Annotated in this window: 23 protein-coding genes; 16 read left to right on the plus strand and 7 right to left on the minus strand. The window is 74.9% G+C overall.

Annotated features, from left to right (window positions below):
- The 3 genes from IE330_RS14600 to glgB form a co-directional block, all read left to right on the plus strand.
- On the plus strand, positions 1-498 hold a 498-nt coding region (locus tag IE330_RS14600), incomplete at its 5' end, for an alpha-glucosidase C-terminal domain-containing protein (RefSeq protein WP_190136416.1).
- Between the two features lie 13 nt (positions 499-511).
- Positions 512-1861 (plus strand): maltokinase N-terminal cap-like domain-containing protein, encoded by a 1350-nt coding sequence (locus IE330_RS14605; RefSeq protein WP_190136417.1) that lies wholly within the window; start codon positions 512-514, stop codon positions 1859-1861.
- A gap of 150 nt (positions 1862-2011) precedes the next feature.
- The gene (gene glgB / locus IE330_RS14610) at positions 2012-4204 is read left to right on the plus strand and encodes a 1,4-alpha-glucan branching enzyme (protein ID WP_229925648.1); all 2193 of its coding nucleotides are present in this window, start codon (positions 2012-2014) and stop codon (positions 4202-4204) included.
- A gap of 30 nt (positions 4205-4234) precedes the next feature.
- Here the strand turns inward: glgB and IE330_RS14615 are convergent, their stop codons facing one another.
- The gene (locus IE330_RS14615; RefSeq protein WP_190136419.1) at positions 4235-5779 is read right to left on the minus strand and encodes an FAD-dependent oxidoreductase; all 1545 of its coding nucleotides are present in this window, start codon (positions 5777-5779) and stop codon (positions 4235-4237) included.
- 354 nt (positions 5780-6133) lie between these two features.
- On the opposite strand from IE330_RS14615, the gene IE330_RS14620 reads away from it, so the two are divergent.
- Genes IE330_RS14620 through IE330_RS14635 form a run of 4 tightly spaced genes read left to right on the plus strand, consistent with a single transcriptional unit; the run spans position 6134 to position 10207 of the window.
- The gene (locus IE330_RS14620) at positions 6134-7249 is read left to right on the plus strand and encodes a glycosyltransferase family protein (protein WP_190136420.1); all 1116 of its coding nucleotides are present in this window, start codon (positions 6134-6136) and stop codon (positions 7247-7249) included.
- Complete coding sequence (locus IE330_RS14625; RefSeq protein WP_190136421.1) at positions 7246-8316, plus strand: glycosyltransferase family 4 protein; 1071 nt, start codon at positions 7246-7248, stop codon at positions 8314-8316. Before IE330_RS14620 ends, IE330_RS14625 begins: the two co-directional genes overlap by 4 nt.
- A complete protein-coding gene (locus IE330_RS14630) occupies positions 8313-9371 on the plus strand; it encodes a glycosyltransferase (RefSeq protein WP_190136422.1) in 1059 nt (352 codons plus the stop codon). Before IE330_RS14625 ends, IE330_RS14630 begins: the two co-directional genes overlap by 4 nt.
- A complete protein-coding gene (locus IE330_RS14635; protein ID WP_190136423.1) occupies positions 9356-10207 on the plus strand; it encodes a glycosyltransferase family 2 protein in 852 nt (283 codons plus the stop codon). The genes IE330_RS14630 and IE330_RS14635 overlap by 16 nt, the downstream gene beginning before the upstream one ends.
- A 169-nt stretch (positions 10208-10376) precedes the next feature.
- Here IE330_RS14635 and IE330_RS14640 read toward each other — a convergent pair whose 3' ends face one another.
- Positions 10377-11306 carry a hypothetical protein gene (locus IE330_RS14640; protein WP_190136424.1) on the minus strand — a complete coding sequence of 310 codons (930 nt, stop codon included), beginning with the start codon at positions 11304-11306 and terminating at the stop codon, positions 10377-10379.
- Between the two features lie 347 nt (positions 11307-11653).
- Between IE330_RS14640 and IE330_RS14645 the strand changes: the two genes are divergently transcribed.
- The 7 genes from IE330_RS14645 (at position 11654) to IE330_RS14675 (ending at position 19447) form a co-directional block, all read left to right on the plus strand.
- The gene (locus IE330_RS14645; protein WP_190136425.1) at positions 11654-12070 is read left to right on the plus strand and encodes a CBS domain-containing protein; all 417 of its coding nucleotides are present in this window, start codon (positions 11654-11656) and stop codon (positions 12068-12070) included.
- A 181-nt stretch (positions 12071-12251) separates the two neighbouring features.
- The gene (locus IE330_RS14650) at positions 12252-12755 is read left to right on the plus strand and encodes a metallophosphoesterase family protein (RefSeq protein ID WP_190136426.1); all 504 of its coding nucleotides are present in this window, start codon (positions 12252-12254) and stop codon (positions 12753-12755) included.
- An 86-nt stretch (positions 12756-12841) separates the two neighbouring features.
- The gene (locus IE330_RS14655; RefSeq protein WP_190136427.1) at positions 12842-13372 is read left to right on the plus strand and encodes a DoxX family protein; all 531 of its coding nucleotides are present in this window, start codon (positions 12842-12844) and stop codon (positions 13370-13372) included.
- 205 nt (positions 13373-13577) lie between these two features.
- Positions 13578-14135: a PadR family transcriptional regulator gene (locus tag IE330_RS14660; RefSeq protein ID WP_190136428.1), complete on the plus strand. Its 558-nt coding sequence runs from the start codon at positions 13578-13580 to the stop codon at positions 14133-14135.
- Positions 14136-14274: 139 nt separating this feature from the next.
- Entirely contained in the window at positions 14275-15999 is a 1725-nt protein-coding gene (locus tag IE330_RS14665) for an acyl-CoA dehydrogenase family protein (protein ID WP_190136429.1), read from the plus strand.
- Between the two features lie 756 nt (positions 16000-16755).
- Complete coding sequence (locus IE330_RS14670; RefSeq protein ID WP_190136430.1) at positions 16756-18756, plus strand: sensor histidine kinase; 2001 nt, start codon at positions 16756-16758, stop codon at positions 18754-18756.
- Positions 18749-19447 carry a LuxR C-terminal-related transcriptional regulator gene (locus IE330_RS14675; RefSeq protein WP_190136431.1) on the plus strand — a complete coding sequence of 233 codons (699 nt, stop codon included), beginning with the start codon at positions 18749-18751 and terminating at the stop codon, positions 19445-19447. The genes IE330_RS14670 and IE330_RS14675 overlap by 8 nt, the downstream gene beginning before the upstream one ends.
- 167 nt (positions 19448-19614) lie before the next feature.
- Here IE330_RS14675 and nadE read toward each other — a convergent pair whose 3' ends face one another.
- Positions 19615-20445: an NAD(+) synthase gene (nadE, locus tag IE330_RS14680; RefSeq protein ID WP_308439009.1), complete on the minus strand. Its 831-nt coding sequence runs from the start codon at positions 20443-20445 to the stop codon at positions 19615-19617.
- A 253-nt stretch (positions 20446-20698) separates the two neighbouring features.
- On the opposite strand from nadE, the gene IE330_RS14685 reads away from it, so the two are divergent.
- Together IE330_RS14685 and IE330_RS14690 are read left to right on the plus strand one after the other, a co-directional pair.
- On the plus strand, positions 20699-22090 hold the full coding sequence (locus IE330_RS14685) for an NADP-dependent succinic semialdehyde dehydrogenase (RefSeq protein WP_190136432.1): 1392 nt from the start codon (positions 20699-20701) through the stop codon (positions 22088-22090).
- Positions 22091-22118: 28 nt separating this feature from the next.
- A complete protein-coding gene (locus tag IE330_RS14690) occupies positions 22119-23138 on the plus strand; it encodes a PHP domain-containing protein (protein WP_190136433.1) in 1020 nt (339 codons plus the stop codon).
- A 36-nt stretch (positions 23139-23174) separates the two neighbouring features.
- Here IE330_RS14690 and IE330_RS14695 read toward each other — a convergent pair whose 3' ends face one another.
- From IE330_RS14695 to IE330_RS14710, 4 genes are all read right to left on the minus strand, one after another.
- Positions 23175-24044 (minus strand): alpha/beta hydrolase, encoded by an 870-nt coding sequence (locus IE330_RS14695; RefSeq protein WP_190136434.1) that lies wholly within the window; start codon positions 24042-24044, stop codon positions 23175-23177.
- A gap of 229 nt (positions 24045-24273) precedes the next feature.
- Complete coding sequence (locus IE330_RS14700) at positions 24274-24885, minus strand: Dps family protein (RefSeq protein WP_190136435.1); 612 nt, start codon at positions 24883-24885, stop codon at positions 24274-24276.
- Complete coding sequence (locus IE330_RS14705; protein ID WP_190136436.1) at positions 24882-25409, minus strand: DoxX family protein; 528 nt, start codon at positions 25407-25409, stop codon at positions 24882-24884. Before IE330_RS14705 ends, IE330_RS14700 begins: the two co-directional genes overlap by 4 nt.
- 14 nt (positions 25410-25423) lie before the next feature.
- Positions 25424-26092 (minus strand): hydrolase, encoded by a 669-nt coding sequence (locus IE330_RS14710; RefSeq protein WP_190136437.1) that lies wholly within the window; start codon positions 26090-26092, stop codon positions 25424-25426.
- Positions 26093-26113: the final 21 nt, after the last annotated feature.

The raw sequence follows: 26113 nt of genomic DNA on the forward strand, positions 1-26113 counted from the left end.
GCCGTGCGCACCCCCATGCAGTGGACCCCCGACCGCAACGCCGGCTTCTCCTCCTGCGACCCCGGCCGCCTCTACCTGGCCGCGATCATGGACCCGGTCTACGGTTACCAGGTCACCAACGTCGAGGCCGCCATGTCCTCGCCGTCCTCCCTGCTGCACTGGACCCGGCGCATGATCGAGATCCGCAAGCAGAACCCCGCCTTCGGCCTCGGCTCCTACACCGAACTGCCCTCGTCCAACCCGGCGGTGCTCGCCTTCCTGCGGGAGCACGGGAACGACCTGGTCCTGTGCGTCAACAACTTCTCCCGCTTCGCGCAGCCGACGGAGCTGAACCTCGGTGCCCACCGGGGTCGCCACCCGGTGGAGCTGCTCGGCGGGGTCTCCTTCCCCGCCATCGGCGACCTGCCCTATCTGCTGACCCTGGCGGGTCACGGTTTCTACTGGTTCCGCCTGACCGAGCCCCCACGACGTCCGGCCGCGCCCCCCGTGCGACTTTGAAGGGACGTGTCGCATGCTGAACACCACCCTCCCGTCACCCGACGGCCTCAGCCCTCCGTCGCTGCTGACCTCGCTGGCCGGACTCCTCCGGGAGTGGCTGCCGCGGCAGCGGTGGTTCGCGGGCAAGGACCAGCCCCTCACCGACCTGGCCGTGGTGTCGATGACCGAGCTGCACCCGGGGTGCCTGCACGTGCTGGTGTGCACCGGGCGCACCGGCCCGCGCGAGGACTGCTACCAGCTCGTCCTCGGTGTCGGCGACCAGGTGCCGGCGCGGCTGCACCACGCCGTCATCGGCCGCCCCGGCGCGGGACCGCTGGCGGGACTCGTGGTGTACGACGCGCTGCTGGACCCCCGTTCGGCGGGGCTGCTCCTGGAGCGGCTACGGGTCCCGGGCTCGGCGGGCCCGCTGCGCTTCGCCCGGGACACGCGCACCAGGGTGCCGTCCGGACTCGCGCCGCGGCTCCTCGAGGGGGAGCAGTCCAACACCTCGCTGGTGTACGGGGAGTCCTTCATCCTCAAGCTGTTCCGCCGCATCCAGTTCGGGGTCAACCCCGACCTGGAGGTGACCCAGGCCCTGGCCCGGGAGGGCTGCCGCCGCGTGCCCGCCCCCGTCGCCTGGTTCTGGACCACGGAGCCGCGCGGCGCCACGCTCGGGGTGCTCCAGCCGTTCCTGGGCGGCGCGACGGACGGCTGGACGCTCGCCCTGCGCGCCCTCGACTCCGGTGAGGACTTCACCGACGAGTCGTACGAACTGGGCCGGGCCACCGCGGAGGTGCACCTGGCCCTGGCCCAGGCCTTCGAGCCCGGCCCCCCGGACCCGGACGAGGGCGGCCGGCTCGCCGCCGCCATGACCGAACGCCTGTGCGCCACCGCACGCCAGGTCACCGCGCTCGGCCCGTACGTGTCCCGGCTGATGGCCGCGTACGGCACGGTCGCCGAACGCGGACTGCGGCGGCCGCCCCAGCGGGTCCACGGCGACCTGCACCTCGGCCAGGTGCTCCAGGCCGGGGACCGCTGGTTCCTCATCGACTTCGAGGGCGAACCGGCCCGGCTGCTCGCCGAGCGGCGCTGCACCCAGAGCCCCGTGCGCGACGTCGCGGGCATGCTCCGGTCCTTCGACTACGCCGTGCACACCCGCCGCCCGGGGCGGCCCCAGTGGGTGCGGCCGTGGCGCGACGCCTACTGCGCGGGGTACGCCGCGGCCTCCGGGTGGGACCCGCGCGACGAGGCCGAACTCCTGCGCGCCTACGAGACCGACCGCGCGGTGTACGAAGCGCTCTACGAAGCCCGGCACCGCCCCGAGTGGCTGCCGGTCCCGATGGCGGCCATCGCCCGCCTCGCCGAAGGGGCGGAGGGCCGCTAGGCCCGCCACCGCCATCCCGACCCGCGAAGGAGAGCCGCACCCGTGGACGCCACCGAAGCACCCGACGCCGCGCCCGTCACCACCCTGCGGGCCCCGCCCGCCACCGCCCGGACCGCCACCCGCCACCGGCCCACCGCCCGCGAGGGGGCCGTGCCCGCGGCCCCCCTCGACGAGCGGGACCGCGGGCGCCTGCTGGCGGGCACCCACCACGACCCGCACGCCGTGCTCGGCGCCCACCCGGTGCCCGGCGGGGTCGCCTTCACCGCCCTGCGCCCGCACGCCCAGGCGGTGACGGTCCTCACCGAGGGGCGCGCCGTGCGGCTGCGGGACACGGGCGACGGCCTGTTCTCCGGCGTGCTGCCGCTCGCCGCCGTCCCCGCCTACGAGCTGCGCGTCACGTACGACGGACAGGACCTCACCGTCGAGGACCCCTACCGCTTCCTGCCCGCCCTCGGCGAGTTCGACCTGCACCTCATCGGCGAGGGCCGGCACGAGCGGCTCTGGGAGGCGCTGGGCGCGCACCCGATGACCCACCAGGGCGTCGCCGGGACCCGGTTCACGGTGTGGGCGCCCAACGCGCTCGGGGTGCGGGTCGCCTGCGACCACACCTACTGGGACGGCACCGCCCACCCCATGCGGTCGCTGGGCTCCAGCGGTGTCTGGGAGCTGTTCGTGCCCGGCGTCGGCGAGGGCACGCTCTACAAGTTCGACATCGCCCGCCGCGACGGCACCCGCACCCTGCGCGCGGACCCGATGGCACGCGCCACGGAGGTGCCGCCCGCGACCGCCTCCGTCGTCGCCGCGTCCTCGTCCTACGCGTGGGGCGACACCGAGTGGATGGCCCACCGCGGGGACCGCCCCGTGACGCGGGCGCCCTTCTCGGTGTACGAGGTCCACCTCGCCTCCTGGCGGCCCGGCCTGACCTACCGCGAACTCGCCGAGCAGCTCACCGACTACGTCCGCGGCGCGGGCTTCACCCACGTGGAGTTCCTGCCGGTGGCCGAGCACCCCTTCGGCGGCTCCTGGGGCTACCAGGTCACCGGCTTCTACGCGCCGACCGCGCGGCTCGGCACCCCCGACGACTTCCGCCACCTCGTCGACACGCTGCACCAGGCGGGCATCGGCGTGCTCCTGGACTGGGTCCCGGCGCACTTCCCCAAGGACGACTGGGCGCTCGCCGCCTTCGACGCGGAGCACCTGTACGAGCCGCAGGACCCCCGGCGGGCCGAGCACCCCGACTGGGGCACCCTCACCTTCGACTACGGACGCCGCGAGGTGCGCAACTTCCTCGTCGCCAACGCCCTGTACTGGTGCGAGGAGTTCCACGTCGACGGGCTGCGCGTGGACGCGGTCGCCTCCATGCTGTACCTCGACTACTCGCGCGACGAGGGCCGGTGGGCGCCCAACGCCTCCGGCGGCCGGGAGAACCTGGACGCCGTGGCGTTCCTCCAGGAGATGAACGCCACCGTCTACCGGCGCTGCCCCGGCGTGGTCACCATCGCCGAGGAGTCGACCGCCTGGGACGGCGTCACCCGGCCCACCCACCACGTCGGCCACGGCGGCTTCGGCGGCCTCGGCTTCGGCCTGAAGTGGAACATGGGCTGGTCCCACGACACCCTGGAGTACATCGCGCGGGACCCGGTGCACCGCGCGTACCACCACAACGAACTGACCTTCGCCATGGTGTACGCGTACAGCGAGAACTACGTGCTGCCCCTGTCGCACGACGAAGTGGTCCACGGCAAGCAGTCGCTGGTCTCCAAGACGCCCGGCGACTGGTGGCAGCGGCGTGCCAACCACCGCGCCTACCTCGGCTTCATGTGGGCCCACCCCGGCAAGCAACTCCTGTTCATGGGCCAGGAGTTCGCCCAGGGCGCGGAGTGGTCGCCGGAGGAGGGCCTGCACTGGGGGCTCCTCGACCCGTCCTACCCGGCCCGGGGGGACCACGAGGGCGTGCTGCGGCTGGTGCAGGACCTCAACCACCGGTACCGCGACACGCCCGCCCTGTGGGAGCAGGACACCGTACCGGCGGGCTTCTCCTGGATCACGCCGGACGCGGCCGGGGACAACATGGTGGCGTTCCTGCGCTTCGCCGCCGACGGCACCCCCCTGCTCGCCGTCTGCAACTTCTCCCCGGTGGTGCGCCACGGCTACCGGATCGGCGTGCCGGAGACCGTGCCCGCCTGGGTGGAGGCGCTCAACACCGACGCGGCCCGCTACGGCGGCAGCAACGTGCGCAACCCGGGCCGCCTCGCACCGGAACCCGAGGGCGCGCACGGCCGCCCGGTGAGCCTGCGCCTGACCCTGCCGCCGCTGGCGACGGTGTGGCTGCGCCCGGGGTGAGCCGCCGCGGCGGCCCGCCCCGGGGCGGGCTCACTCCCCGGGCAGGTGCCGGGGCTCCAGGGGACGCGTCGCCGGACCCTGGAGCACCGAGCCGTCGGGGGCGAACCGGGAGCCGTGGCAGGGGCACTCCCACGTCTCCTCCGCGTCGTTGAAGGCGACCAGGCAGCCCAGGTGCGTACAGCGCGCGGAGACCGCGTGCAGCGCGCCGGACTTGTCGCGGTGGACCGCGCAGCGACGGCCCTCGACGCGCACCACCGCCCCCGACCCCGGGGCGATCTCGTCCACGGAGTCGACGTGCGAGGGGCGCAGCCGGTCCCCGACGAAGTGCTTGGCGACCTCGGCCTGCACGCCGAGCAGCGACGGCACCTCCTTCACGGTCTTCAGCAGCCGGCGCGGGTCGTACAGCTCGGCCCACTCGGGCTTCTCGCCCTGGACCAGCCCGGCGAGCAGCGTCCCGGACATCACGCCGCCGCTCATGCCCCAGCCGCCGAACCCCGTGGCCACGTACGTGTGGCGGGCGCCCGGGTGGAAGGGGCCGACGAAGGGCACGTCGTCGGTCACGCTGTTGTCCTGCGCCGCCCAGCGGTAGGCCGTCCCGCCGACGTCGAACCGCTCGCGCATCCACGCGTCGAGGGACCGGAACCCGGCGGCGGGGTCGCCCGTGCCCGGCGTGAAGCTCTCGCCGGTGACGATCAGGAGCCGCTCGCCGTCGCCGTACGGGGCGGTGCGCACCGAGCGCTTGCCCTCGTCCTGCGTGATGTACATCCCGCGCGGGTCCTGGCCCGGGGCGAGCGGGGCGGCGACGACCAGCTCCCGGTTCGGCGACAGGCGCGCGAACAGCAGGGCGCGGTCGAAGACGGGGTAGTGCGTGGCCACGACGACGTCCCCGGCGGTGACCGTGCGCCCGGACTCGGTGGTCACCCGGCAGGGGGTGCCCTCCTTCAGGCCGGTCACCCGCGTGCGCTCGTGCACGAGGCCGCCCCGGGCCACGAGGTCCTCGACGAGGGCCAGCAGATAGGCGCGCGGGTGGAACTGCGCCTGGTCCTCCACGCGGACCGCGCCCGCCACGGCGAAGGGCAGGTCGGTCGTCTCGGTGTACGCGGCGGGGAGTCCGGCCTCGCGGGCGGCCTCGGCCTCGGCGCGCAGCTCGTCGGTGCCCTCGGCGCGGGTGGTGAAGGTGTAGGCGGGCACCCGCTCCAGGTCGCAGTCGATGCCGAGTTCGGCGCTGACGGCCGCCACGCGCTCGACGGCCCCCTGCTGGGACCGGGCGTACAGGCGGGCGGCTTCCGGCCCGCGGGTGCGGCGCAGCCTGTCGTACACGAGCATGTGCAGCGACGACACCTTGGCGGTGGTGTAGCCCGTCACGCCCGCGGCGACGCGGTCGGCCTCCAGGACGGCCACGCTGCGCCCGGCGCGGGCCAGTTCCCACGCCGTGCTGAGCCCGGCGATGCCGCCGCCGACCACGGCGACGTCCACCTCGACGTCCTCGGTCAGCGGCGGGTACGACGTCGCCTCGGTGGTGTCCATCCAGTACGACTCGGGGCGGCCCGGCAGCGGGCCGGGTGTCGTCGTCATGCCGGTTCCACGGCGGTGTCCGGGGCCGTCCGGGTACGGGGTGCGGCAGCCATGGCGGTCTCCCTGGTCTCGACGTTCATGGACGTGCGGGTTCCCCCGGCCCCTCCGGTTAACCGGCGGCGGTGGCGCCGGGGGCGGGGGAGCGGGCCAGGGGCGGCCCCACACGTGATCTTTCCCTCAGGGTATGCAAAAGCGGCACAACGGGCAGGGCGGGACTGATGTCCCGAAGGCGGACACCCGGACGCGGTCAGGTTAGGAACAGACATTCGTGGTGATACGGGAGGGGTGGAGGAGGCGCCGTCAGGCCAGAGCGGCACCTGTAGCACGTGTACCAGAGGCAGGAGCACCACGGCCATGGAAGACCAGAGGACCGCGCCCACCCCGCGGAGCGGCGGCACGACCACCGCCGGGCCCATACGCGTGGCCTCGGTGCCCGCCGGCCACGTCTACGTCCGGCACTGCGCCGACGAGCGGGTCGCGCCCGACGTCGTCCGGCTCACCGACCCGCGGCCCAACGGGGCGCCGAGCACGTCCCAGCGGTGGTGGCCACCGGTCATGCTCGACCCCGGTTGGGTGGACGCGCACCACGAGGACTTCGACGTGTTCCACCTGCACTTCGGGTTCGACGCCCAGGGCCCGCGGGACCTTGAGGCGCTCGTCGCCGGCCTGCGGCGGCACGGCAAGCCGCTCGTGTACACCGTCCACGACCTGCGGAACCCCCACCAGGCCGACCCCCGCCCCCACGACGCGGCCCTCGACGTCCTCGTCCCTGCGGCGGACCGCCTCCTCACGCTGACCCCCGGCGCCGCCAGGGAGATCGGGCGCCGCTGGAACCGCACGGCCACGGTCCTGCCGCACCCCCACGTCGTGGAGCGGCCCCGCCTGCTGCGCCCACGCCCGCCGCACCCGGGCTTCCGCGTGGGCGTGCACGCCAAGAGTCTGCGCCCGAACATGTCGCTCCTGCCGGTCGTGCGCGTCCTCGCCAAGACCGTGGCCGACCTCCCCGACGCCGAGCTGCACGTCAACATCCACCACGAGGTGGGCGACCCCGACGCGCACGCCTACGCCCCGGACGTCCTCGCGGAACTGCGGTCCTTCGCCGACAGCGGGCTGCTGCGCCTGCGCGAGCACGACTACTTCGACGACGACGAGCTGTGGGACTACCTGTCCGGGCTCGACCTGTCCGTGCTCCCCTACACCTTCGGCACCCACTCCGGGTGGCTGGAGGCCTGCCACGACCTCGGCACCGCCGTCGCCGCCCCGTCCTGCGGCTTCTACGCCGAGCAGCGCCCCTGCCTGACCTACGGCCACACCCAGCGGGACGGCCTGGACGAGGAGTCCCTGAGCGACGCCGTCCGCGAGGCCCACCGCACCCGGCCGCACCGGCGCGCCGATCCGGCGGACCGCGCCGCCGAGCGCGCCCGGGTCGCCACGGCCCACCAGACGCTGTACCGCGAGCTCATGGCATGACGGGGCCGCTGCGCATCGCCCTCGTCGCATCCGCCCGCTTCCCGGTACGGGAGCCGTTCGCCGGGGGACTGGAAGCCCACACCTGGACCCTCGCCCGCGCGCTCAAGGAGCGCGGCCACCACGTCGAGCTGTTCGCCGCGCCCGGCTCCGACCCGGACCTGGACGTCGTCGAACTGCCCGTGCGCCGCCCCGCCCTGAGCGCCGCCGCCCGCTCCGACGTCTCCATGCCGGACGCCACCTGGATGCAGGAGCACCACGCCTACCTGCGCCTCATGCTGGACCTCGCGGACGGCGGCGGGCGCCGCTTCGACGTCGTCCACAACAACAGCCTCCACTACCTGCCCGTCGCCATGGCCCCGGCGGTCCCGACCCCGGTCGTGACGACCCTGCACACCCCGCCCACCCCGTGGCTGGAGTCGGCCATACAGGCGCACGACACCTGCCCGGTGACGTTCACCGCCGTCAGCGCGCACACCGCCACCGCCTGGAGCCACCTCGTACCCGCCGCCCGCGTCGTCCACAACGGCGTCGACACCGAGCGGTGGCCCGAGGGCCCCGGCGGCAGGCACCTGGTGTGGTTCGGCCGCATCGTGCCGGAGAAGGGGACCCACCTGGCCATCGAGGCGGCCCGCAAGGCCGGCCGCCCGCTGCGCCTGGCCGGACCGGTCGGCGACCGCGCGTACTTCGCCGAGCGCGTGGCCCCGCTCCTCGACGAGGACATCACCTACGTCGGCCACCTCGGCTGCCGCGACCTGGCCCGCCTCGTGGGCAGCGCCGCGGCGGCCCTGGTCACGCCCTGCTGGGACGAGCCGTACGGGCTGACCGTCGCCGAGGCGCTGTCCTGCGGCACCCCCGTGTGCGGCACCGACCGCGGCGCCCTGGGCGAGATCCTCACGCCGGAGTGCGGCGCGCTCGCCCCGCCGGAGGACGTCGGCGCCCTGGCCGACCTCGTCGAACCCGTCACCCGGCTCGACCGCCGCGCCGCCCGGCGCCGCGCCGAGCGGTTCTGCTCCGTGGACGCCATGGCCGACCGCTACGTCTCCCTGTACCGGGAGGTGGTCGCGTGATCGGCTACTACGTGCACCACCAGGGGCGCGGCCATCTGCACCGCGCCGTCTGCGTGGCCCGCCACCTCCGCCTGCCCGTCACCGGCTTCTCCTCCCTTCCCCGCCCGGCCGGCTGGCCGGGCGACTGGGTCCGGCTGCCGCTGGACACGGGCGAGGAGGCGTACGGGGGCGTGGACGCCCCGGCCGCGGCGTCCGCCGCCGACCCGACCGCGCGCGGCAGGCTGCACTGGGCGCCCCGCCACCACCCCGGCCTGCGCGACCGCATGGGAGCGATCGCCGCCTGGATCACGCGGACCGGGCCGCGGCTGTTCGTCAGCGACGTCTCCGTCGAAGTCGCCCTCCTGGCACGCCTGATGGGGGTCCCGGTGGCCGTCGCCGCGATGCGCGGCGACCGCTCCGACCCCGCCCACCGCCTCGGCTACGACACGGCCGACGCGCTGCTCGCGCCCTGGCCCGAAGCGGCGCCCGAGCCGGACTGGCCGGGCCACTGGCGCGAGAAGACCCTGCACACCGGCGCGTTCTCGCGCTACGACGACCGCGCCCGCACCCCCGCGGCCCGCCCCGCCGACGGCCGCCGCGAGGTCGTCGTGCTGCTCGGCGCGGGCGGCACCGACGTCGACGCCGCCGCGCTCCGCAAGGCCGCGGAGTCCACCACCGGCTGGACCTGGACGTTCCTGGGCGGACCGGAAGGCCGGTGGACCGACGACCCGTGGCCGCTGCTGTGCCGGGCCGACGCCGTCGTCACACACGCCGGGCAGAACGCGATCGCCGAGTGCGCCGCCGCCCGCACCCCCGCCGTCGTCGTCCCGCAGGACCGCCCCCACGGCGAACAGCACGCCACCGCCCGGGCGTTGGCGGCCGCCGGGCTCGCGACCGTACGGACGCACTGGCCCGCGCCGGAGGAGTGGCAGACGCTCCTCGACCGGACGGCACGCCGCCCCGGCGACCGCTGGGCCCTGTGGGCACCCGGCGACGGGGCCCGCCGCGCCGCCCGCCACCTGGAGCGGCTCGCGGCGGCCCCGCACGGACGGGAGACGGTATGCGCGTCGCGGTGATCACCCTGGTCGCGGGCCGCCACCGCCACCTCCGGCTCCAGCGGGACGGTCTGGCCGCAGGGACCCGGCAGCCCGACCACTACGTGGTGGTGACCATGGACGACCCGGGCGCGCGGAGCGTGCTCGCGGGCAGGCGGCCCGCCGCCGACACGGTGTCCGTCCCCACCGGCGCCGACGGGCGTCTGCCCCTGGCCGCCGCGCGCAACGCGGGCGCGCGACGCGCCCTGGACGCCGGAGCGGACCTCCTGGTCTTCCTCGACGTCGACTGCGTCCCCGGCCCGGACCTGCTCGCCCGCTACGCCCGGACCGCCGCCGACGGCGCGCTGCTGTGCGGCACGGTGGCCTATCTGCCGCCTCCGCCGCCGGACGGCTACCGGCTGAGCACCCTGCCCGCCCTCGCGCCCCCGCACCCGGGCCGTCCGGTCCCCGGCGACACGGAGGTGGTCCGGGACGGCGACCACCGGCTGTTCTGGTCCCTCTCGTTCGCGCTGACCGCCGCCACCTGGCGGGCCGTCGGCGGGTTCTGCGAGGACTACACCGGATACGGCGGCGAGGACACCGACTTCGCCCGCACCGCCGCCGCCCACGGGGTGGAGCTGTGGTGGGTCGGGGGCGCGCCCGCGTACCACCAGCACCACCCGGTGAGCAGGCCCCCGGTGGAGCACCTCGACGACATCCTGCGCAACGGGCGGACCTTCAGGGACCGCTGGGGCACCTGGCCCATGGAGGGCTGGCTGCACGAGTTCGCCCGCCGCGGCCTCGTCACGCACGACCCGCGCACCGACACCTGGCGCCGCACCGGCGACGTGCCCCAGGGAGTTCCGGGCGGCCGGTGACCGTGGCCGCGCGGCCCGCCGTTGGGCACGGCGGGCCGGTGGTCAGCCGTTCGGCAGTGTGGGCCGGGGGCTCGCCGTTCGGTCACGTGGCCCGGTGGTCGACCGTTCGGCCACGCGGGCCGGTGGCCGGCCGTGACGCCGCCGCCCGCCGGGGTGCCCACCCAGCGGGTCACCGCGCCCGGGCGGCGCGCCGGTCCGCCTCCCGCGCCGCGCGACGTGCTTCCTCCCCGGCCCGGTCGAGGGCCTCCGCGGCGGTCCGCTGCCGCTCCTCGGCCTCCCGCCGCTCCGCCTCGGCCCGGTGCAGTTCGGCGCGCAGGTGCTCAAGGCGCTCCTCGGCGGCGGAGACGTCCTCGGTGACCTCGGCGTGGCGCGCCCGGGCCCGGTCCGCGGCCTCCTCGGCGTCGGCGTGTTCCGCCCGGCGGTCGCGCAGCCGCCGGTCCGCCTCCCGCGCGGCGTGCCGCACCCGGGCGAGTTCCTCCTGGCGGGCCCGGCGCCGTTCGGCCAGCTCGTCCTTCGCGGGCTCGGGCCGCCGCGTCCCCGGGCGCCGCGCGGGCTCCGGCCGAGGGGGAGTGCCGCCCGCCTGGTCCAGGCCCGTGGGGAACTCCGACGGCGGCGTGAGCGCGGTGTGCAGGCGCCCGGTGGCCCACCGCTCGGCCGCGTCCGGATCGGCGAGCACGGCGTGCAGCGTGGCCTCGACGTCCTGCCGTGCCGCGCCCGAGAGTCGGTGACCGGCCTCCTGCGCCAGCTCCGCCGCCTGCCGGGCCAGCGCGGCGACCAGCCGCCGCCGCTGGGCGGAGAGCTCCCTCAACCCGGCGGCGTCCAGGGCGCGGTACGCCTCCCGCAGTTGCCGCCCCAGGTCCAGGAACTGCCGGCTCTCCTCGGGGCGGGAGCGCAGCAGGAGGTTCGCCGCCCAGGCCGCGAGGGTGGGGCCCAGGGCGCCACGGACGCGCCGGGCGTCCTCGGCCCGCCCGGCCGCCCTGGCCGCGGCGGCCACCTCGTCCCGCCGGGCCACGAAGCCGGGCGGCGGGGTCGCGTACAGCTCGTCGAGCAGGGCCTCCACATCGGGTTCCGTGCCGCGCCCCGCGCCCCTACGCCCCATCGTCCTCAAGCCTCACCGAACCGAACCGGCCTTTCCCGCCCGCGACACGGCGTACGGCGCTCATCGCCCAGCCTCACCGGCGCACGGGCGCGCGGCATCCCGGAGAGCCGCCGGCCTGCGCCGACCGGGTGGGGCGTGGTTGCCCCTGGGCCCGGCCCCGGGGGCAGCGGAGCCGGAGGCGGACGCGTGCCAGGGAGGGCGCCGGGCCGCGCCCGAAGCATTCGAGTTGTACCGGCCCTGCCTCGTTACCACGTGCGATCACAGGGAACACGTGACCACGTCCACCGAACAGCGAGCCCGCCACCGGCGAGACGGCTCGCGTCCGTACCGAGTGAGAGGACTCTGGGATGACCAAGGCACGCGACATCATGACCGGCGGGGCGCAGTGCATCGGCGCGGAGGAGACGGTGCTCGACGCCGCCCGGAAGATGAAGGACCTCGGAGTCGGCGCGCTGCCCATCTGCGGCACCGACAACAAGCTCAAGGGCGTGCTGACCGACCGCGACGTCGTGGTGAAGGTCCTCGGCGCGGGCAAGGACCCGGCGTCCTGTCCGGCGGGCGACCTCGCGCAGGGCGAGGCCGTCACCATCGGCGCCGACGACGACGCGGAGGAGATCCTGCGCACGATGACCGCGCACAAGGTCCGGCGGCTGCCCGTGATCGACGGGCACGACCTGGTCGGCATGGTGGCCCTGGCCGACGTCGCCCGCTCCCTGCCCGACCCCAAGGTCGGCGACCTGGTCCAGGCCCTGTCGACCGACTGAGGACGCCACCCCGCCACGCGGCCGTGCCGGAACACCCGGCACGGCCGCGGCATGCTGTCCCCCGCCAGGCCGCCGGAACGCGTACGAGCCCGTCCCCGGCAGGCCGTCGGCCGCGCCCACGGCCCGGCGCGGCCCGCACCGCGGGCGGCCGGGGCGTCCGCCCTGGCCTACGCTGAACCCCATGCGGCTGCTGCTCACCTCCGACACGCACGTGCCCGCCCGGGCGAAGCGCCTGCCGGACGCCCTCCTGGCCGCCATGGACGAGGCGGACGTGGTCTTCCACGCGGGCGACTGGATCGACGAGGCCACGCTCGACCTGTTCGAGGCCCGGTCGCGCAGGCTGGTCGCGGTGTACGGCAACAACGACGGCCCGGGGCTGCGCCGCCGGCTCCCCGAGGTCGCCCGGGTGGAGCTGGCCGGGCTGCGGTTCGGCACGGTGCACGAGACCGGGGCGGCCACCGGGCGCGAACGGCGGTGCGCCGCGCGCTTCCCCGACCTGGACGTGCTCGTCTTCGGCCACAGCCACATCCCCTGGGACACACGGGCCCCCGGCGGGCTGCGGCTGCTCAACCCCGGCTCGCCCACCGACCGCAGGCGCCAGCCCTTCTGCACCTACCTCACCCTCACCGCCGACGCCGGCGCGCTGCGCGACGTCACGCTCCACCGGCTGCCGCCGCGGCGCTGACCGGCGACGACCGGCGGCGACCGGCGCGTTCCGGCAAGCGGAGCACGGGCGGTGTGGCTCCGGGCCGACCGGGGAACGCGGGCTGTATGCCGATTCTCAGGAAGATCGCCCGTCCCCTGCTCGCATCCGTGTTCGTCACGAGCGGCATCAAGCATCTCCAGGCGCCGGAGCACGTGGCACCGGCGGCCGAACCCGTCGTGGTGCCCCTGGCCCAACGCGTGCCGGGGCTGCCCGAGGATCCGGTGGAGCTGGTGCGCCTCAACGCGGCGGTGCAGGTGGGGGCCGGGCTGCTGCTGTCGCTGGGACGCTTCCCCCGGCTCTCGGCCCTGGCCCTCGCCGGGACGCTGGTGCCGACCACGCTGGCCGGGCACGCCTGGTGGAAGGAGGAGGACAAGGAGCAGCGCGCCGCGCAGCGCACGCAGTTCCTGAAGAACCTGTCCCTCTTCGGCGGCCTGCTCATCGCCGCGGCCGACACGCACGGCAAGCCCTCCGTGGCCTACCGGACCCGCCACGCCGCGCGGGACGCCCGCCGCTCCGCCGGCAAGCGGGCCCAGGCGTCGGTGTCCGCGGCCCGCTCCGCCGCCGGCACCGTGCGCGACCGGCTGCCCGCCGCCTGACCCCCGGGCCCAGCCCGGTCGCCGGGGCCACCGACGACCGGGGCCATCGACGACCGGGACCGCCGACGACCGGGACCGCCGACAACGGAGGCTGTCGACAACCGGGGCCGCCGCGCCCCGCCACAGCGGAGACGCCCAGGTGAGCCGTGTCTCACCTGGGCGTCTCCGCTTGTCTATGCAACGAGTTGCATACCAGGATGCGGGCATGGCGCTCGACCACGCGATCCTCGTCTCCCTGCTGGAGAAGCCCGGCTCGGGCTACGAGCTGGCCCGGCGGTTCGACCGGTCCATCGGCTACTTCTGGGCCGCCACGCACCAGCAGATCTACCGCGTCCTCAAGCGCATGGAGGGCGACGGCTGGATCGACGTCCGCGAGGTCGCGCAGGACGACCGGCCGGACAAGAAGGAGTACTCCGTCGCCGCGCCCGGCCGGGCCGCGCTCACCGCGTGGCTGCACGAGCCGATCGAGCCCGAGACCGTCCGGCACGAACTCGCCGTGAAGATCCGCGCCGCGGCCTTCGACGACCCCGCCGCCCTCGTCCACGAGGTCGAGCGGTACCGCCGGGCGCACGCCGACCGGCTCACGCGCTACCTCGCGGGGGAGCGGCGCGACTTCACCGGGCCCGAGGCGCCCGGCACCCTCGACGCCGGACAGGAGCTCCAGCACGTCGTCCTGCGCGGCGGCATCGCGTACGAGCGGATGACGCTCGACTGGCTCGACGACGTGCTGGCCACCCTCCGGCGGCTCGGCTCCCCGCGCTGACCCGGCGCGCGCGTCCCCGGAGCCGCCCGGCAGGCAGGCCCCCGGCCGGACCCCGGCGGCGCGCCGCTCCCGCGTACCCGAGCCCCCCAAGCCTTCTCCCACCCCAGCCCCACCTCCCGAGCCGGAAAGGCACACCACCGTGGCGGACCCGCTGCTGTTCCACCCGCACACCTACGACCCGACGCACTTCGACCCCGAGACCCGCAGGCTGCTGCGCGCGACCGTCGACTGGTTCGAGGCGCGCGGCAAGCGCAAGCTGATCGAGGACTACCGCTCCCGCGCCTGGCTCGCCGACTTCCTCGCGTTCTCCGCGAAGGAGGGCCTGTTCGCGACCTTCCTCACCCCGGCGGCACAGGCCGCGGACGGGCAGACGGACAAGCGCTGGGACACCGCCCGCATCGCCGCGCTCAACGAGATCTTCGGCTTCTACGGGCTCGACTACTGGTACGCCTGGCAGGTCACCATCCTCGGCCTCGGACCCGTCTGGCAGAGTGACAACGCCGCCGCGCGCGCCCGCGCCGCCGAACTCCTCGACCAGGGCGAGGTGTTCGCCTTCGGCCTGTCCGAGAAGACCCACGGCGCCGACATCTACTCCACCGACATGCTGCTCGAACCCGACGGCGACGGCGGTTTCCGCGCCACCGGCTCGAAGTACTACATCGGCAACGGCAACGCCGCAGGACTCGTCTCCGTCTTCGGCCGCCGCACCGACGTCGAGGGCCCCGACGGCTACGTCTTCTTCGCCGCCGACAGCCGCCACGAGGCGTACCACCTCGTCAAGAACGTCGTGGACTCCTCCAAGTACGTCAGCGAGTTCCGCCTGGAGAACTACCCGGTGGCCGCACGGGACGTCCTGCACACCGGCCGTGCCGCCTTCGACGCCGCCCTGAACACCGTCAACGTCGGCAAGTTCAACCTCTGCACCGCCTCCATCGGCATCTGCGAGCACGCGATGTACGAGGCCGTCACCCACGCCCATCAGCGCATCCTCTACGGCCGCCCCGTCACCGCCTTCCCGCACGTGCGGCGCGAGCTGACCGACGCCTACGTCCGCCTCGTCGGGATGAAGCTGTTCAGCGACCGCGCCGTGGACTACTTCCGCTCCGCGGGGCCCGACGACCGGCGCTACCTCCTCTTCAACCCCATGACGAAGATGAAGGTCACCACCGAGGGCGAGAAGGTCATCGACCTCATGTGGGACGTCATCGCGGCCAAGGGCTTCGAGAAGGACACCTACTTCGCCCAGGCCGCCACCGAGATCCGCAGCCTGCCCAAGCTGGAGGGCACGGTCCACGTCAACCTCGCCCTCATCCTGAAGTTCATGGGCAACCACCTGCTGCACCCGGCCGAGTACGCGCCCGTGCCGCCCCGCCCCGACGCGGCCGACGACACCTTCCTCTTCCGGCAGGGACCGGCCCGGGGCCTCGGCTCCATCCGCTTCCACGACTGGCGCACCGCCTACGACGCCTACGCCGGGGTGCCCAACGTCGCCCGCTTCCGCGAACAGGCCGACGCCCTCTGCGCGTTCGTCACCACGGCAGCACCCGACGAGGAGCAGAGCCGCGACCTCGACCTCCTCCTCGCCGTCGGCCAGCTCTTCGCCCTGGTGGTGCACGGCCAGCTCATCCTGGAGCAGGCACGCCTGACCGGCCTGGACGAGGACGTGCTCGACGAGCTCTTCGCCGTCCTCGTCCGCGACTTCTCCGCGTCCGCCGTCGAACTGCACGGCAAGGACTCCGCCACCACGGAGCAGCAGAGCTGGGCGCTCGGCGCGGTGCGCCGCCCCGTCGTCGACGAGGCCCGCTCCGCGCGCGTCTGGGAGCGCGTGGAGGCGCTGGCCGGCGCGTACGAGATGACGCCGTGAGCCCGCGCCGCCGGACGCCCTGATCGCGCGCCGGCACGGTGAACGCCCGGGCCCCGCGGCAGGGCGAAGACCGCGGGGCCCGGGTCGGCCGGGCGGGGTGGAGGCGTGGAGCGGTCCCGCCCGGCGGTCGGTGTCCGGCGCCCCGCCGACAGGCCGTTCCTGGCTGTCGGCGAGGCGCCCTGGAAGGGCCGGGTGTCCCCCGGCCCGGGCCGCCCGCTCAGCGGTCGGGAGGAGAGACCGACCACGGGTCGGGCAGCCGTCGTGAGTCCGCGCGGAACGCGGACGGGAGCGCTGGAGACCGGCGGCGGGCCGCGGGCGGAGGCCCGCGGAAGGACACGGGGAGGAACGGCTCAGGCCCGCGGCGCGCACCCGTGCGGCGGATCCGGCGAACACCGCCGCGCGCCGCTCCCCATGAGGCCGGTACCGAGGCGTGGCCGCCCCCGTACGGCCGCGCTCCGTCCCCCGTCACCCGGCCGAGCAGCGCCGGTGCGCAACGACACATGACCGTCCCCCGTTCCCCCCGGCTCGCGGAACCCCTCCGGCCTTCGGACAGGCCCGCCGCCGATCGCCCTCAGAGTGTTCTGCGTCCGGGCCCCGCCGCGGCACCCGGTCAGCCCCCGAACCCACTGGAGGTTTTCCGCCAGTCGCGGCGGAGGATTACTTCTCTGGACGCCCGTCGCGGCGGCCCTCGATAATGCGGCCGTGGCTGGGAGAAGCGGGGGGATGCACCTCGTCGCCGCGGGTGGCGGAGCGTGCTTGCTGTGGGCAACGCTGATCGGGACGACGCAGTTGGAGAACCGCTACGTCTCGCCGTGGATACTCGGATCCGTCGTGCCGTGCTTCTTCGCGGGCCTCTTCATCTGGTGGCACGCCCCGAACAGCCCCGTCGCCCGCAGGCTGCTGCTCCTCGGCGTCTGGCTGTCCGTCGCCGCCGCCGTCCGCCACACCACCACGCTGCTGAGCCAGGAGCTGGGCTGGGACCTGCGTCCCCAGCCCGCCGGCGTCCTCGTACCGCTGGACCAGGTCCTCCTGATGATCAGCCGGGTGTGCAACCTGACCGTGAGCATCCTCGTCGTACGGCTGCTCGCCCTGCTGCCGGACGGCCACGTCCTGTTCCGCCACGAGCGCCGCGTCCTGAACGCCCTGTGGGGCCTGCTCGCGCTGCCGGTCCTGCTGCCCTGCGTCGGCATGTCGGACCTCACCGTCTACTACGTCGTCGCCTACCACTCCGAGGCCTGGCTGCCCGGCGTCGGCGCCGCCCTCCTCGTCGTGCGCTGTCTGCGCGCCCGGGCCGCGGACCGGCCCGACATCACCGCGCTGCTGCCGTTCGCCGCCCTCGGCGCCGCCGTGTTCCTGGCCCGCGGCTCCGCCCGCCTCTTCCGCGCCTGGCACGGCGAACACGGCGCCCTCTACTTCGTCGGCGCCCTCCTCGGAGCCCTGCCCTACGTGTCGATCTCCGTCACGCTCCTCTACGCCGCCTTCTGCCACCGGCTCCTCGGCGTCGACATCGTCCTGCGCCGCTCCGCCGTCTACGGCTCCCTGTGGCTCATCATCAACAGTTGGTACGTCGGCATGGCCCTGGCCCTCGGGCTCACCGCCGGCCTGTACTTCCCCGTCGGCCTGTCCCTGCTGGTCGCCGTCGTCGCCGCCGCCCTGTTCCAGCCGGTGCGCGCACGCCTCAACACCCTGGCGGAGCGACGGGCGTTCGGCCGCCGCCTGAGCAGATTCGGGCTCCTCGTGCAGTTCAGCGCCGCCCTGGAGCACGCCTACGACCTCGACCGGCTCGCCCCGCGGCTGGCCACCGGCCTGCGCGACGGCCTCAACCTGCGGTGGGTGCGCGTCCGGCTCGGCGGCGCCGGACTGCCCGTGTCCACCGCCGAGGCGGGCCGCCCGCCGCCCGGCGAACGGCCCTCGGCGCAGTACCCGCTCCTCTACGGGGACGACGCCCTCGGCGTCATCGAGTACGGTCCCAAGGCCGCGGGCCGGCGCACCCCGGAGGACGACGACATCGGGCAGACCCTCGCCCGGTCCGCGGCCCTGGCCGTGCACAACGTCCGCCTCGCCGCCGAACTGTCCGCGCACGCCCGCGAGACCCAGCGCCAGGCCGTCGAACTCGCCGCCTCCCGCGCCCGTATCGTGCACGCGCAGGACACCGAGCGCCGCCGCATCGAACGCCGTCTGCACGACGGCATCCAGCAGGAACTCGTCGCCCTCGTCGCCAAGCTCGCCCTCGCCCGCAACCGGCTGCACCGCGGCGGCGACATCGACGCCGCCCTCACCGAGGTGCAGGACGACGCCTACCACGTCATCGACGATCTGCGGGAGCTCGCCCACGGCATCCACCCGCCGATCCTCACCGACCAGGGACTCGTCGCCGCCGTGACCTCCTGCGCCCGCCGCATGCCCATCCCCGTCACCGTCCACAGCGCGGAGCCGCTGACCGACGAGCGCTTCGCCCTCGACATCGAGGAGTCCGCCTTCTACCTGGTCTCCGAGGCCCTGACCAACGTGCTCAAGCACGCGGGCGCCGGCCACGTCACCGTCCGCATGACCCACGCCGACGGCCGCCTCCAGGTGGAGGTCGCCGACGACGGCAAGGGCTTCCCCACGGCCACCACCCACGGCTCCGGCCTCACCGGCATGCGCGACCGCACCGAGGCCGTCGGCGGCGAGCTCACCATCACCAGCCGCGCAGGCCACGGCACCGTCATCCGCGCCCGGCTCCCCGAGCGCGCCAGGGAGGAGACCCGTGCCTGAACCCCCCGGCACCGCCCCGCTGCGCCTCGTCATCGCCGAGGACCACTACCTGGTGCGCGAAGGCACCCGCAGGCTCCTGGAGGACACCGGCGAGGTACGCGTCCTCGCCGCCGTCGGCACGGCCACCGAGCTGCTTGACGCCGTCGGGCGCCTGCTGCCGGACGTCGTGATCGCCGACATCCGCATGCCGCCCGGCCACCACACCGAGGGCATCACCGCCGCCCACGCCATCCGCGCCGCCCACCCCGGCATCGGGGTCGTCGTCCTGTCCCAGCACGCCAACGAGAACTACGCCTTCGACCTGTTCCGGTGCGGCACCAACGGCCTCGCCTACCTGCTCAAGGAGCGCATCGGGGAGGTCGACGAACTGCTCCGCGCCCTGCACGAGGTGACCGCCGGGCGCTCCGTCGTCGACCCGCGCATCGTGGAGGTGCTCATCGGCAGCCACGCGCGCGCCGCCGACGCGCCGCTGTCCCACCTCACCCGCAGGGAACTGGACGTGCTGCGGCAGATGGCCGAGGGCAAGACCAACCGCGCCATCGCCGCGTGTTTGAACCTGTCCGAGTCGACGGTCGAGAAGCACGTCAACTCCACCTTCGCCAAGCTCGGCCTCGCCGAGATACCACAGCTCCACCGCCGGGTCAGCGCCGTCCTCGCCTACCTGCGCCACACCCCGGCCGGACCCGTCTGAGACGCGCGGCCCGGCCGGGGAGAGCGCCACCGACGCGGCGGCGCGACGGCCGGGCCTCACGGCGACTGCGGCCTCGCGGCGGTCACGGCGGTCACCGCCTCACGGCGGTCACGGCCTCACGGCGGTCACGGCCTCACTGCGGTCACCGCCTCACTGCGGTCACCGCCTCACGGCCCGATCGGCAGCCGGCGCTTGTGGTCGGTGAGGCGGTAGCGGCGGACGATCGTCTCGAAGACGTCCTCGTCGACCGGCTTGCCCTCCAGGAAGTCGTCGATCTCGTCGTAGGTGACGCCCAGCGCGTCCTCGTCAGTCTTGCCCGGGTCGAGGGTCTCCAGGTCCGCCGTCGGCACCTTCCACACCAGCTCGGCGGGCGCGCCCAGGGCGTCCGCCACGGCACGCACCCGGCGCTTGGTCAGACCGGTCAGCGGCACCAGGTCAGCGGCGCCGTCGCCGAACTTGGTGAAGAAGCCGGAGACCGCCTCGGCGGCGTGGTCGGTGCCCACGACCAGGCCGTCGTACGCGCCGGCCACCGCGTACTGGGCGATCATGCGCTGCCGGGCCTTGATGTTGCCCTGCACGAAGTCCTGGTGGCGGGCGTCGCGGAAGGTCACACCGCCGGCCAGCGCGGCCTCCAGGGCGGCGTCGCTCGCGGGCTTGACGTCCACCGTCAGCACGTCGTCGGGCCGGATGAAGGAGAGCGCGAGTTGCGCGTCGTGCTCGTCGGCCTGCACCCCGTACGGCAGCCGCATCGCGTGGAACCGCGCCTCGTGCCCGGCGGCCCGCGCCCGCTCCACGGCGAGCTGGCACAGCCGGCCCGCCGTCGTGGAGTCGACGCCGCCGCTGATGCCGAGCACCAGGGAGCGCAGACCGGTGGTGGTCAGCCGCTCGGTGAGGAAGGCCACCCGGCGCTCGATCTCCCGCTCGGCGTCGAAGACCTCCGCCACCTGGAGTTCCCTGGCTATCTCCTGCTGCTGGGCGATGGCCGCCGGCTGGCTCACGTCAGCTCCTGTCGTCTGGGTTCGTGCTCGTACGGTCGCGGGCGGTCCTCGTACCCGCCCTCCCGTCCACCCTACCCAGACACCCCGCGGCCGACCCCCGCCGAGCCGCCCGCCGCCCCGGCCCCGCCCCAGGTCAGGGCGGTGCCCCCGGGCCGGGCATGACCGCGCCGGGGCCGGGTACGCGGCAGGTCCTGCGTTGCGCCGCCGCGCGTGACGCGCCAAGGTCGGAAGAGGTGCACAAGGAGGCGGACGCATGCCCATCGCGACGGTGAACCCGGCGACCGGCGAGACCGAGCGGACCTTCGAGCCGCTCGGCGCCGACGAGGTCGAGGCGCGGCTGCACCGCGCCACCGAGGCCTTCGACCGCTACCGCACCACCGGCTTCGACGAGCGCGCGGCCCTGCTGCGCCGCGCGGCCGACCTCCTCGACGAGGACACCGAAGCGGTCGCCCGCACCATCACCACGGAGATGGGCAAGCCCGTCACGGCCGCCCGGGCCGAGGCCGCCAAGTGCGCCAAGACCATGCGCTGGTACGCCGAGCACGCCGAGGCCCTGCTCGCCGACGAGCACCCGGGACAGGACGACGTACGGGACTCCGGCGCGGCCCGCGCCTACGTCCGCCACCGCCCCCTCGGCGTGGTCCTCGCCGTGATGCCGTGGAACTTCCCGCTCTGGCAGGTGGTGCGGTTCGCCGCGCCCGCCCTGATGGCGGGCAACGTCGGCCTGCTCAAGCACGCCTCGAACGTGCCGCAGACCGCCCTGTACCTGCAGGACCTGTTCCGCCGCGCGGGCTACGACGAGGGCTGCTTCCAGACCCTGCTCGTCGGCTCCGGCGCCATCGAGGACATCCTGCGCGACGAGCGGGTCGCCGCCGCCACGCTCACCGGCAGCGAGGGCGCGGGCCGCTCCGTCGCCGCGATCGCCGGCGACGAGATCAAGAAGACCGTCCTCGAACTGGGCGGCAGCGACCCCTTCGTGGTGATGCCGTCGGCCGACGTGGACGCGGCCGCGCGCACCGCCGTCACCGCCAGGACGCAGAACGCCGGGCAGTCCTGCATCGCCGCCAAGCGGTTCATCGTGCACGGCGAGGTGTACGACGCCTTCCTGGAGCGCTTCGCCGCGGGCATGCGGGAGCTGACCGTCGGCGACCCGACGGACGAGGCCACCGACGTCGGCCCGCTCTCCAGCGAGCAGGGCCGCGCCGACCTGGAGGAGCTCGTCGACGACGCCGTACGCAAGGGAGCCACCGCCGTCTGCGGCGGACAGCGGCCCAAGGGCCTGGAGCGGGGCTTCTACTACGAGCCGACCGTCCTGACGGGCATCACGCGCGAGATGCGCATCCACCGCGAGGAGACCTTCGGCCCGGTGGCCACGGTGTACCGCGCCGCGGACCTCGACGAGGCCCTCGCCCTCGCCAACGACACCTCGTTCGGCCTGAGTTCCAACGTCTGGACGCGCGACACGGCCGAGCAGGAGCGCTGCGTACGCGACCTCCAGGCGGGCGGCGTCTACTTCAACGGCATGACCGCCTCGCACCCCGCCTTCCCCTTCGGCGGCGTCAAGCGCTCCGGCTACGGCCGCGAGCTGTCGGGCCACGGCATCAAGGAGTTCTGCAACGCCACCACCGTGTGGCACGGCGCGTGAACGCCCCCGGGAACGGCAGGTGGCACCCATGGAGCCGGTCGAGGCGCTGAACCGCATCGCCTTCCTGCTGGAGCGCGGCCGGGCCCCCACCTACCGGGTGCGCGCCTTCCGCACCGCGGCCGCCGCCGTCGCCGCGCTGCCCGCGGACGAGCTGGCCGAGCGCGTCCGGGCGGGCACCCTGGAGACCCTCAAGGGCATCGGCCCCAAGACGGGCCAGGTCGTGCGCGAGGCCCTCGACGGCGGCGTGCCCGGCTACCTCGCCCACCTGGAGGAGGAGGACGGGAAGCCGCTGGTGTCCGGGGGCGAGGAGCTGCGCGCCCTGCTGCGCGGCGACTGCCACCTGCACTCCGACTGGTCCGACGGCGGCAGCCCCATCGAGGAGATGGGCCGGGCCGCCGCCGACATCGGCCACGAGTGGGCGGTCCTCACCGACCACTCGCCCCGCCTCACCATCGCGCGCGGCCTGTCGCCCGAGCGGCTGCGCGAACAACTGCGCGTGGTGGCCGGACTCAACGAGACCTGGGCGCCGTTCCGGCTGCTCACCGGCATCGAGTGCGACATCCTGGAGGACGGCGGCCTGGACCAGGAGCCCGAACTCCTCGCGCAACTCGACGTCGTGGTCGTCTCCGTCCACTCCAAGCTGCGCATGGACGCCCGCGCCATGACCCGCCGCATGATCAAGGCCGTCCGCAACCCGCACGCCGACGTCCTCGGCCACTGCACCGGCCGCCTGGTCACCGGCCGGGGCCGCCCCGAGTCCACCTTCGACGCCGACGCGGTCTTCGCCGCCTGCGCCGAGTCCGGCACCGCCGTGGAGATCAACAGCAGGCCCGAGCGGAAGGACCCGCCCCGGCGGCTGCTGCGCCGGGCGGTCGAGGCCGGTGTCCTGTTCGCCGTCGACACCGACGCCCACGCGCCCGGCCAGCTCTCCTGGCAGGACATCGGCTGCGCCCGCGCCGAGGAGTGCGGCGTACCGGCGGAGCGCGTCGTCACCACCTGGACCGTCGAGGACCTCCTGGCCTGGACGCGCGGGGAGCGCCGCCCCTGACGCCGACCAGGCGGGCGCACCGGCCGCGGGACCGGGTCAGGAGGGGTCCGCGAAGCGGCGTACGAAGGCCAGGGCGGTGTCGGCCACCTCACGCCAGCCGTGGTCGATCGTCAGCGAGTGCCCCCGGCCGGGGATCTCCGCGAACTCGGTGACGGCGTGCCGGTTGCGGAGCTGCCTCTTGTACGCGGCGTGCGCGAGGGCGAAGGGCACGGTGTGGTCCCTCTCGCCCGACACGACCAGCAGCGGCCCCCGCCCGGCCGCCTCGGTGTCCACCTTGACCTCGGTCCACGGGTTGAGGTTGGCGACGGCGGCCTGGAACAGCGGCTCGCCGGGCGCGGGCACGGCGTGGGCCGCGTACAGCGCGCGGGCCTCCTCCTCGCCGACGGCGTTGGCGAAGGAGTAGCGGAACTGCGCGTACGTCAGCGGGACCGCGCGGTGGTAGTTCGCCGGGTTGCCCAGGACCGGGCGCGCGGCCCGCAGGGACGACAGGGGCAGCGGCAGCACGCCCCGGAACGGGGCCGGGTCGATGGCCACCGAGGCCCGGGACAGCTCACGGCCCGCGATGATCTGCGCGACCAGGCCGCCGAAGGAGTGGCCGACGACGACCGGCGCGCGGTCCAGCGACCGGACGAGGCCGCAGAAGTGGTCGGCGACCTGGCCGACGCTCTTCCCGGCGAAGACCTCGGGGTGCTCCCTGGCCTCCTCGACCGTCTCCGGGTCGTCCGGCCAGCCCGGGGTGACGGCGGTGTAACCGGCCTCCTCGAAGACGGCGGCCCAGCGGTCCCAGCTCGTCGGCAGCAGCCACAGGCCGTGGACGAAGACGACCGGGACGCGGCCGGAGGCGTTGGCCCGCTCCACCTGCGCGAGGTCACGGGCGCGCGCGGCGTCCGGAGTGGTCGATGACATGGTGATGCCTTCCCTGAGGCCCCCGCAGGGGCGGAGGTGCGGACATGGGGGCCGTGAGGCGGCCCGGTCGGGGAGGTGGCGGCGTCCGGCCGGCCGCGGCGCGGCGGACGGGACGGGCGGACCTCCGGGGTGTGCGCGCCCGCGCCCCGGCCCGCGAGGGCACGTGCGGGGGCGGGCACGGGACCGCCACCCGCCGCCGTGGCACGGCGGCGGGCGGCTGAGCGGGGTGCTACGCGACGGCCTCCGGGCCGGGGGACAGGCGCGTCAGCGGGGTGTCCACCAGGTGCTCCGCGAGGAACCAGGCCTGGGCCTCGCCGCCGCGGACCACCTCGGAGACGACGAGGTCGCTGCTGCCGTCGTCACCGAGGTCCGCGAGGCGCCGCGCGGCCGTACGCGCCTCGACCAGGATGGTCTCGTGCGCATCGAGGAGCCGGGACAGCATCGCGGGCACCTCCTCGGTGCCGTCCGGCGGCCGGGGCACGGAGGTGATCTCCGCGGCGTGCCGCGGGTCGCCCACCGCCACGCCGCCGAGGCTCTGCACGCGCTCGGCCAGCGCGTCGACCAGGGCGAGCTGGGCCTCGGCGTGCTGGTCGAGCAGCAGGTGCAACTGGTGGAACGTGGCGCCCCGCATGAGCCAGTGGTGCTTCTTGTACAGGGCGTACAGCATCTGCGTGTCCGCCAGGATCTGGTTGAGCACCTGGCAGGCGTACATCCGGGTGTCGTGGGACAGGCCGAGCGGCACCTGCTTGACGGTGCCGAAGCGCTGCACCTCCCGGCCCTTCTGGTGCAGCAGCGGCTGGGCCGCGGCGGGTGCCGTCGTGCCGGCCGATGTGGGGGTCATGCGGTACTCCTGAGGTCAGTGGTGGAAGAGGGAGTGGAGGGGGCGGGCCGGTGCAGCAGGACGCGCACCGCGAGTCCGCTGCCCACGCCGACGGCCACCGCGGCGCCCGCCGCCCAGGCGGGCCACGGCAGCAGGCCGAGCACCTGGTCGGCGGAGTAGCGGCCGGGGCCGGTCAGGGCGAGCGCGGAGGCGACGACGACGAGGAAGAGCGGGTACTCGTAGCCGTCCTTCTGCACCCACAGGCCGTGCGGCCACTTGACGGTCAGCGCGACCGTCATCACGCCGACCGCCCCGGCCGCGGCCAGCGGGGTGAGCGCGCCGCCGGCGAGCAGCAGGCCGGAGCCGATCTGGCCGGCCCCCGCGGCGAGGGCGGTGAGCCGCCCGCCGCGGAAGCCGTCGTGCCGGAACTCCTCGGCCCCGCCCGCGAGTCCCTCGCCCCCGAGGCGGAAGCTGATCTTCTGTACGCCGTGACCGGCGATGAGCAGCCCCGTCAGGAGACGCAGGACGAGCAGTCCGAAGTCCATGGTCGAGCGGTCCGTCAGCCGGCCGCGTGCGGGTTGATCATGGACTGGGCGTAGAAGACGCCGAGGCCGTAGGCGCCGCCGTGCTCCTTGACGACGTCGGTGGTGGCCACGTACGTCTCGGTGCGGGCCCAGTCGCGCTGGAGCTCGAGGAGCACCTGGAGCCAGGTCACGGGCACCGCGCCCGCGGCCGCCATGCGCTGCATGGCGTGCTCGTGGGCGGCGGGGGTGACCCCGGCGGAGGCGTCGGCGACCACGTACACCTCGTAGCCCTGGCTGAGGGCGGACAGCGCGGGCAGCACGAGGCACACCTCGGTCCACAGGCCGGACAGGACGATCTTGCGGCGCCCGGTCGCCTTCACGGCCTCCACCAGGGCGGTGTCCTCCCAGGCGTTCATCGAGGTGCGGTCGACGACCTCGTGGTCGGGGAAGACCTCGCGCAACTGCGGCAGGATCGGGCCGGAGAACGACTCGGCCGCGACGGTGGACAGCACCACCGGCACGTCGAAGACCCGGGCGGCCTTGGCCAGGCCGACGGTGGCGTTGATGACCCCGGCCCGGTCGGCGCTGGCCGCGCCGAAGAACATCTGCGGCTGGTGGTCGACGAACAGCATCATCGCGTTGTCGGGCGTCAGCAGATCCGGGCTCGGGGCGGCGGAGACGGCGTCCAGGGAGAACTCGGTCATGGTCAGTTCCTCGTGTTCGTA

This window comes from Streptomyces longispororuber (assembly GCF_014656095.1).
GTDB lineage: Bacteria > Actinomycetota > Actinomycetes > Streptomycetales > Streptomycetaceae > Streptomyces > Streptomyces longispororuber.

Bases quoted from the DNA above. Each gene is read 5' to 3' on its own strand.
- IE330_RS14655 (WP_190136427.1), top strand. From the start codon at position 12,842: ATGCCGATTCTCAGGAAGATCGCCCGTCCCCTGCTCGCATCCGTGTTC.
- IE330_RS14605 (WP_190136417.1), top strand. From the start codon at position 512: ATGCTGAACACCACCCTCCCGTCACCCGACGGCCTCAGCCCTCCGTCG.
- IE330_RS14640 (WP_190136424.1), bottom strand. From the start codon at position 11,306: ATGGGGCGTAGGGGCGCGGGGCGCGGCACGGAACCCGATGTGGAGGCC.
- IE330_RS14685 (WP_190136432.1), top strand. From the start codon at position 20,699: ATGCCCATCGCGACGGTGAACCCGGCGACCGGCGAGACCGAGCGGACC.
- IE330_RS14635 (WP_190136423.1), top strand. From the start codon at position 9,356: ATGCGCGTCGCGGTGATCACCCTGGTCGCGGGCCGCCACCGCCACCTC.
- IE330_RS14625 (WP_190136421.1), top strand. From the start codon at position 7,246: ATGACGGGGCCGCTGCGCATCGCCCTCGTCGCATCCGCCCGCTTCCCG.
- IE330_RS14660 (WP_190136428.1), top strand. From the start codon at position 13,578: ATGGCGCTCGACCACGCGATCCTCGTCTCCCTGCTGGAGAAGCCCGGC.
- IE330_RS14690 (WP_190136433.1), top strand. From the start codon at position 22,119: ATGGAGCCGGTCGAGGCGCTGAACCGCATCGCCTTCCTGCTGGAGCGC.
- IE330_RS14645 (WP_190136425.1), top strand. From the start codon at position 11,654: ATGACCAAGGCACGCGACATCATGACCGGCGGGGCGCAGTGCATCGGC.
- IE330_RS14650 (WP_190136426.1), top strand. From the start codon at position 12,252: ATGCGGCTGCTGCTCACCTCCGACACGCACGTGCCCGCCCGGGCGAAG.
- IE330_RS14615 (WP_190136419.1), bottom strand. From the start codon at position 5,779: ATGACGACGACACCCGGCCCGCTGCCGGGCCGCCCCGAGTCGTACTGG.
- IE330_RS14620 (WP_190136420.1), top strand. From the start codon at position 6,134: ATGGAAGACCAGAGGACCGCGCCCACCCCGCGGAGCGGCGGCACGACC.
- IE330_RS14710 (WP_190136437.1), bottom strand. From the start codon at position 26,092: ATGACCGAGTTCTCCCTGGACGCCGTCTCCGCCGCCCCGAGCCCGGAT.
- IE330_RS14695 (WP_190136434.1), bottom strand. From the start codon at position 24,044: ATGTCATCGACCACTCCGGACGCCGCGCGCGCCCGTGACCTCGCGCAG.
- IE330_RS14705 (WP_190136436.1), bottom strand. From the start codon at position 25,409: ATGGACTTCGGACTGCTCGTCCTGCGTCTCCTGACGGGGCTGCTCATC.
- IE330_RS14700 (WP_190136435.1), bottom strand. From the start codon at position 24,885: ATGACCCCCACATCGGCCGGCACGACGGCACCCGCCGCGGCCCAGCCG.